Origin of the sequence: Sphaerotilus uruguayifluvii, assembly GCF_013294065.1 — a bacterium.
GTDB classification, from domain to species: Bacteria; Pseudomonadota; Gammaproteobacteria; order Burkholderiales; family Burkholderiaceae_C; genus Sphaerotilus; species Sphaerotilus uruguayifluvii.
In genome coordinates this window covers 1-5572 of record NZ_JABSNM010000040.1, presented here as the reverse complement: position 1 = coordinate 5572, position 5572 = coordinate 1, and the positions used below count along the sequence as shown (strand labels likewise).

Here is a 5572-nt window from a genome sequence, read left to right as displayed (position 1 = left end):
TGGATGGCGGAAAACACAGGGTCAACCCCGAGATCAAGGCCCAACGAGCGCGAGGCGAGCCGTCAGGGCGGGCCGAATCCAGACAAGGCAACGGCCCAGGCGCCAGTTCCAAGCCATCCAGGCAGGCATCGGCTGCCCACCCAGGGCTGAGTCGGGCTTTCCAGGCTTTTCACAGACCAGACCGTTTGAAATTCCTATGCGCATGACCGCCATCGCGTCGTCCATCAACTGGGCGAAGGACTTGGCGGTGCTGGCCACGAAGCTCGGCGGGGGCGGTGTCTGCGCTTCGGCCGCTGGGGAATGAGCATGCTGCGCCAGGGCCGGCAGGCTCGCCAGCATGGCCAGCGCCGCCATCGCCCACTGGCGGGCGGGTCTCGGTGATGTCATCTTGAAAGCGAGAGGCTGCATGGATCAGCTCGGTTGAAGTTGGGCGTAGACGGCCGTGGCGATGCGCGCCAGCTCGCCTTTGTCGATGCCGGCCGATAAGGCGTAACCGAACTTGCCGTCGATCCAATAGAACACATTGACCGGCCCCTCCTGCGCGAAGCGGAAGCCGGTATCCTGATTGGATGCTTGCTCGTTCGTGACGTACAGCGTCAGGCGCTGCCCCGTGGTGTCGTGGTACATGAACTGCGCCACCGGGCCGCTCGATCCGGGCAACAGGCGCCCGCCGATCAGTTCGTAGCCCAGTGCACCCAGCTTCGGGGGGCGGATCTTCGCGCCCAAGCGCTTGGACAGCCAGGCGACCAACTGGTCTTCCTGGTCGGCGCCGATCTCCACCGGTCGCCGCACGTCGGGGCTGTAGACCACGTGCGCGATGGCCGCTTGCCGCGGCAGGCTGCCGGCCGCCGCGTTGACGATGACCGCCGGCCCACGGGACGACTGCGCGAGCATCTCCGCGGTTTGCCATGCGCCGCGCCCCACCCAGCCGGCGCCTGCGCCGAAGAACACCAACGCAAAGCCTGCCGCCACGCGTTCGAGCGACCAGCGCGGCAGGCGTGCACCCGCGTGGCGTGCAGCGGCGCGCGTACGCGGCGCCCGGGCCGCGTGCAGCAAGGTGTCGGGGACGGCTTCGTCCAGCACCGCGCCGTACAGCGCCTTGATCGCCTGTTTGTCTTGCCGGTAGGCCTGCAAGCGCTGCGCCTCCTGCGGGCGCTCGGCCAGGTAGGTTTCGATCTCGGCGCGCCGGGATTCGGGCAACAGGCCGTCGACAAAGGCATGCAGATCCGCTTCAGTGATGGGCAACGGGTTCATTTCACCACCTTCAATGCCGTGGGTTGGATGCGTCCCTCCATCACGCCGCGCAGGCGCGCGCGGCCACGCGACAGCCGCGACATCACGGTGCCCAGCGGCACACCGAGCGTGCGCGCGATCTCGTCGTAGCTCATGTCCTCCAGCGCCACCAGCAGCAGCACCTCGCGCTGCTCGGGCGGGAGCTGCCGCAGTGCAATTTCGAGATCTCTCATTTCGAGGCCGTCGGTCTGTGAAGCCCTGACCGGCGACGCCAGCGCTTCTTCGTCCAGCGGCACGGCTACCACGGCGGGCCGGCGGCGCTGGTCCACATGCAGGTTGTGCAGAATGCTGAACAGCCAAGCGCGCATGTCGCCGTCCGGCCGCCAACTGTCGATGCGGGCCCAGGCCCGCTCCAGAGCGTCCTGCACCAGATCGTCGGCAGCGGCGTGGTCGCCGACCAGCGCGCGAGCGTAGCGCCGCAGGCGCGGCAGGGCCGCCACCATCAGCGCGCCCGCCTCGGTCAACGCCACGTCCTGGGCCTTCATCGCGCACCGACGCCGTTCGCTGCCGTCGCCCGTGGCTGCTCAGTAACTGGCCACTGACAGTTTCGGATCGATCTGCCAGGTTTCGTTGACGATCTTGGCGTCGCGATAGGTCAGAACGTAGCGCACCTTGATCGGCTGCTTGCCCTCGAACTGCACGTTGGCCGTCACGGTGGCGCCCTTGGGGTTGGCCGATTCCTCCACCTTGTCGATCGACACCTTCAGAGTCCCTTGCGACTTGGTGAACTTCTCCCAGACCCCGCGGATCGCGTCAGCGCCCGCGTAGCTGCCATCCAGCGGACCACCGACCCAGGTGAGTTGGGCGTTGTCGGCGTAGCCCCGCATCAGCACGGCGAGGTCGCCCGAGCCGATGGCCTGAAAGTGCGTCCTGGCATCGTCGGCGGGTCCGGCGAACGCCGTGCCGCTGAACAGGGTCGCGAGAGCGAAAGCGGTGGCGGTGGCGGTGGCGGTGAGTCGTTTCATGATCGGTAGTCCTTAGTACGTGGGTGGAAGAAATGAGGTTGACATTGAGGTATACGGGAGCGTCGGCCGGTTTATTCCCGCCTGGGCGCAAAACTCATCGCCTCATCGCGGCATGCTTCACCCCAGCCAGTGGCTGACGGCCCGGTTCACACCATAGCCGCCGACCATCAGAAAACCGAACAGCGTGGCCGCCAGCAGCAAGGGCTTAAGGCCCGCTTGGCGGATGGCTCCCACGTGGGTACGCAGCCCGAGCGCGGCCATCGCCATGGCCAGCAGCACGGTGTCGAGCTGCACCAGGGCCGCGACCCATTGCGGCGGCAGCCACCCCAGCGAATTCACGCCGGCGGCGGCGATGAACACCAGCGCGAACCAGGGAATGGTGATGCGGGCCGCGCCACCCTGTCCGTCGGCCCGGTCGGCCCTTGACAGCGCCAGCAGGAACGGCGCAAGCATCATCACGCGCAGCATCTTGACGATGACGGCCGTGGCGGCGGCCGGCTCGCTGACGCTGCGCCCGGCGGCCACCACCTGCGCCACCTCGTGGATCGTCGAGCCCGCGTACACGCCATAGGCCTGCTCGGACAGGTGCAGGTACGGGTACAGCAGCGGGTAGGCGAACATCGCCAGCGTGCCGAACACGACCACCGTGGCCACGGCCACCGACACCTTGTGCGCCTGCGCGCGCACCACCGGCTCGGCGGCCATCACGGCGGCGGCGCCGCAGATCGCGCTGCCCGCGCCGATCAGCATCGAGGTCTGCCGGTCCAGCTTGAACACGCGCGTGCCCAGCTGCAGCGCGAGAACAAAGGTCAGCGCCACCATCAGCGCATCGATCACCACGCCGGCCCAGCCGATGGCGCCGATCTGCTGGAAGGTGATGCGAAAACCGTACAGCACGATGCCCGCGCGCAGCAGCCGGTTCTTGGAGAAATCGACCCCGGCAGCCGTGTGCGCGGCGATGGCCGGAAAGAACGTGTTGCCGGCCACGATGCCCAGCACGATGGCCAGCGTCAGCGCCGACAGGCCCCAGCGCCCCGCCCAAGGCGTCTGCGCCGCCACCATGGCGGCGGCGGCAAGTAGCCCCGCCAGCGCCAGGCCTTGCCACCAGGCACGCGTCCTCCAGGTCGGAGGCGCAGAGGTCGTGGCGGACAACGAGGTGGACATGGTCGGACTCCTTCACGGAAAACGTTGGCTGGCGCTTAGAGACCGCTATGAGCGCCGCGATGCACGTCAGCTTCCTGCATCTGGTACCATGAGTCCAATACATTCTTTTCAAGAAAACGTAACTTTAAGTTATGCGACTGAATCTTCACCTGCTGCGCGTGTTCTTCACTGTGGCTGAGCTGCGAAGCTTCTCGCGCGCGGCCGAGGCCCTGTTCATCAGCCAGCCCGCTGTCTCCAAAGCCGTGCGCGAGCTGGAATGCCAGATCGGCCTACCCTTGCTCGAACGTGGCGCGGGCGGCCCCAAGAGCGCCCGGGGCGTGCAACTGACGCCGGACGGTGCGGCGGTGTTCGAGCATGCACGGGGCATCTTTGCGCTGGAGCGGGCCGCGATCGAAGACGTGCAGGCGCGCGTGGGGCTGCAGCGCGGTCGCCTGCGGGTGGGGGCCAGCACCACCGTGGGTGCCTACTGGCTGCCCCAACTGCTGGCGGACTTTGTGCATCGCCATCCAGCCGTCGATGTGCAAGTGGTTCAGGGCAACACGCAGATGGTCTGCGAGGCCCTGCTCGACTGCCGCATCGACATCGGTCTGGTCGAGGGCGATGTGCACGACCCGCGTCTTGCAGCGCACACGTGGCGCGAGGAGCCGCTGTGCGTCGTCGCTGGCGTGCACTCGCCGCTGGCGCGCAGCCGACGCCTCACCGCCGCCACACTGAGCAGCGAGATCTGGCTGCTGCGCGAGCCGGGCTCCGGCACCCGCGACGTGGCCGACCGGCTGCTGCACGAACTCGCGATCCGGCCACAGCGATGCATAGAGATCGGCAGCAACGAAGGCATCGCCCGCGCCGTCGCGGCCGGCCTGGGGGTGGCACTGCTGCCGATGCGCGTGGTGCGCGAGCTGCTGGCGCTGCGTGAAGTGGCTGCCCTCAAGCTATCAGGCGCACCCAAGCTGGTCCGGCTCCTGTGGCGCGTGGAACTGAAGGGCCGTCCGCCGTCGCCGCTGGTGCTGGCCTGGCGTGAGGCGCTGGCGCGCCCGCTCGCGCACTGACCGGGCGCGAGCGGGCCGCTCTGCTGTCGTTGCCTTCAGGAGTAGTCGTCTGAGCTGCGCGAGTTACTGGCACCAGATCGCATTCACAAGCTGACCGAGCAGGAGTTCGTAGATGCCGTTTCCCGGGTGCACGCGATCCGAGACCAGGCCGTCAGGCAGGGATACGAGCACTTGGTCTTGCCTGACCGACCGCAGGCCGGCGACGACAAGGTGGAAAAGTTCGGCGAGTGGCTCTGACGGCAGCGATTCGCGGAACGCGATCCGCAGCGACGACTGCCGAAGTGGCTTATTGCTTCAATCGCCGATTCGATCTTAAAACCACCCTCCCGCGCCTGATCATCGCAGCGGCGCGTACGTGCGCTTGCCCGTTGCAGATGATCAGGTGGGCTGAGGGACATTGCTATTGATCCGGCCTCAATTAACTTGACTCAAGCCGCATAGCGTACCGTGGCGTGCTCGAAGTACTTGCGGATGCGCTCGGGCTGGCGTTGCACGCTGCGAAGGTGCTTGGCTGTGGCTTTGGCCAGTTGCAGCTTCGTTCGCGCCGGTGCCAGCTTCGTGACCGCCTGCTTGATATCCGCATTGGCCATCTCATCCGGGTTCAACTCCGGGCTATAGCTCGGTAGGTAGAACACCTCGATTGCATCGGCATGCTCGGCCAGCCAGGCCTTGACCGGTTTGGCATGATGCACCCGCAGGTTGTCCAGGATCAGGAACACCTTCTTGGTCTGTCCCTTGATCAGCCGGCGCAGGAAGTCGATCAGGATTGTGGTGTTGAGCGCCCCGTCAAAGATGCGCCAGCGCATCTGCCCTTTGTTGGTCACGGTGGAGATGACCGACAGGTTGTGGCGCTTGTTGTTGACCCGCACCACCGGCGTCTGGCCCTTGGGCGCAAAACCACGGCCGCGTACATCGTCGCTGCGCAGTCCACTCTCGTCGCCCCAGTGAATTTCGGCTCCCTCCGTCACGCTGATCCAGCGCTTTGGCTCGGCCGCCAACCTCAACATCCACCTGCACTGTCTGGTACTGGACGGGGTGTACTGCTGCGACGCCGATGGTTCGCCGGCCTTCATTGAGGCGGATGCGCCCACCGACGACGAATTG

General features: G+C 66.7%; 7 protein-coding genes and 1 pseudogene. 2 read left to right on the top strand and 6 right to left on the bottom strand.

Going from position 1 to position 5572, the window contains the following annotated elements; translation table 11 throughout:
- Positions 1–33: 33 nt before the first annotated feature.
- The 5 genes from HNQ01_RS22050 to HNQ01_RS22030 form a co-directional block, all read right to left on the bottom strand.
- The gene (locus HNQ01_RS22050) at positions 34–408 is read right to left on the bottom strand and encodes a hypothetical protein (protein WP_173807653.1); all 375 of its coding nucleotides are present in this window, start codon (positions 406–408) and stop codon (positions 34–36) included.
- 3 nt (positions 409–411) lie between these two features.
- Positions 412–1254: an anti-sigma factor family protein gene (locus HNQ01_RS22045; protein ID WP_066708469.1), complete on the bottom strand. Its 843-nt coding sequence runs from the start codon at positions 1252–1254 to the stop codon at positions 412–414.
- The gene (locus HNQ01_RS22040) at positions 1251–1778 is read right to left on the bottom strand and encodes an RNA polymerase sigma factor (RefSeq protein ID WP_173807652.1); all 528 of its coding nucleotides are present in this window, start codon (positions 1776–1778) and stop codon (positions 1251–1253) included. The genes HNQ01_RS22045 and HNQ01_RS22040 overlap by 4 nt, the downstream gene beginning before the upstream one ends.
- Before the next feature lie 39 nt (positions 1779–1817).
- On the bottom strand, positions 1818–2258 hold the full coding sequence (locus HNQ01_RS22035; RefSeq protein WP_066708472.1) for a nuclear transport factor 2 family protein: 441 nt from the start codon (positions 2256–2258) through the stop codon (positions 1818–1820).
- 117 nt (positions 2259–2375) lie between these two features.
- Complete coding sequence (locus HNQ01_RS22030) at positions 2376–3422, bottom strand: YeiH family protein (protein ID WP_066708475.1); 1047 nt, start codon at positions 3420–3422, stop codon at positions 2376–2378.
- Between the two features lie 131 nt (positions 3423–3553).
- Here HNQ01_RS22030 and HNQ01_RS22025 point away from each other — a divergent pair, with 131 nt between their 5' ends.
- Positions 3554–4468: a LysR substrate-binding domain-containing protein gene (locus tag HNQ01_RS22025; protein ID WP_200899120.1), complete on the top strand. Its 915-nt coding sequence runs from the start codon at positions 3554–3556 to the stop codon at positions 4466–4468.
- A 428-nt stretch (positions 4469–4896) separates the two neighbouring features.
- Here HNQ01_RS22025 and HNQ01_RS22020 read toward each other — a convergent pair.
- Positions 4897–5430, bottom strand: a pseudogene (locus tag HNQ01_RS22020) (IS630 family transposase); the annotation flags it as partial.
- Here HNQ01_RS22020 and HNQ01_RS22650 point away from each other — a divergent pair.
- A partial coding sequence (locus HNQ01_RS22650; RefSeq protein WP_353621756.1) for a transposase occupies positions 5417–5572 on the top strand: 156 nt, incomplete at its 3' end. The pseudogene HNQ01_RS22020 and the gene HNQ01_RS22650 sit on opposite strands and share 14 nt — an antisense overlap.

Coding starts and splice junctions, on each gene's coding strand:
- HNQ01_RS22050 (WP_173807653.1), bottom strand. CDS start 408: ATGCAGCCTCTCGCTTTCAAGATGACATCACCGAGACCCGCCCGCCAG.
- HNQ01_RS22045 (WP_066708469.1), bottom strand. CDS start 1,254: ATGAACCCGTTGCCCATCACTGAAGCGGATCTGCATGCCTTTGTCGAC.
- HNQ01_RS22040 (WP_173807652.1), bottom strand. CDS start 1,778: ATGAAGGCCCAGGACGTGGCGTTGACCGAGGCGGGCGCGCTGATGGTG.
- HNQ01_RS22035 (WP_066708472.1), bottom strand. CDS start 2,258: ATGAAACGACTCACCGCCACCGCCACCGCCACCGCTTTCGCTCTCGCG.
- HNQ01_RS22030 (WP_066708475.1), bottom strand. CDS start 3,422: ATGTCCACCTCGTTGTCCGCCACGACCTCTGCGCCTCCGACCTGGAGG.
- HNQ01_RS22025 (WP_200899120.1), top strand. CDS start 3,554: ATGCGACTGAATCTTCACCTGCTGCGCGTGTTCTTCACTGTGGCTGAG.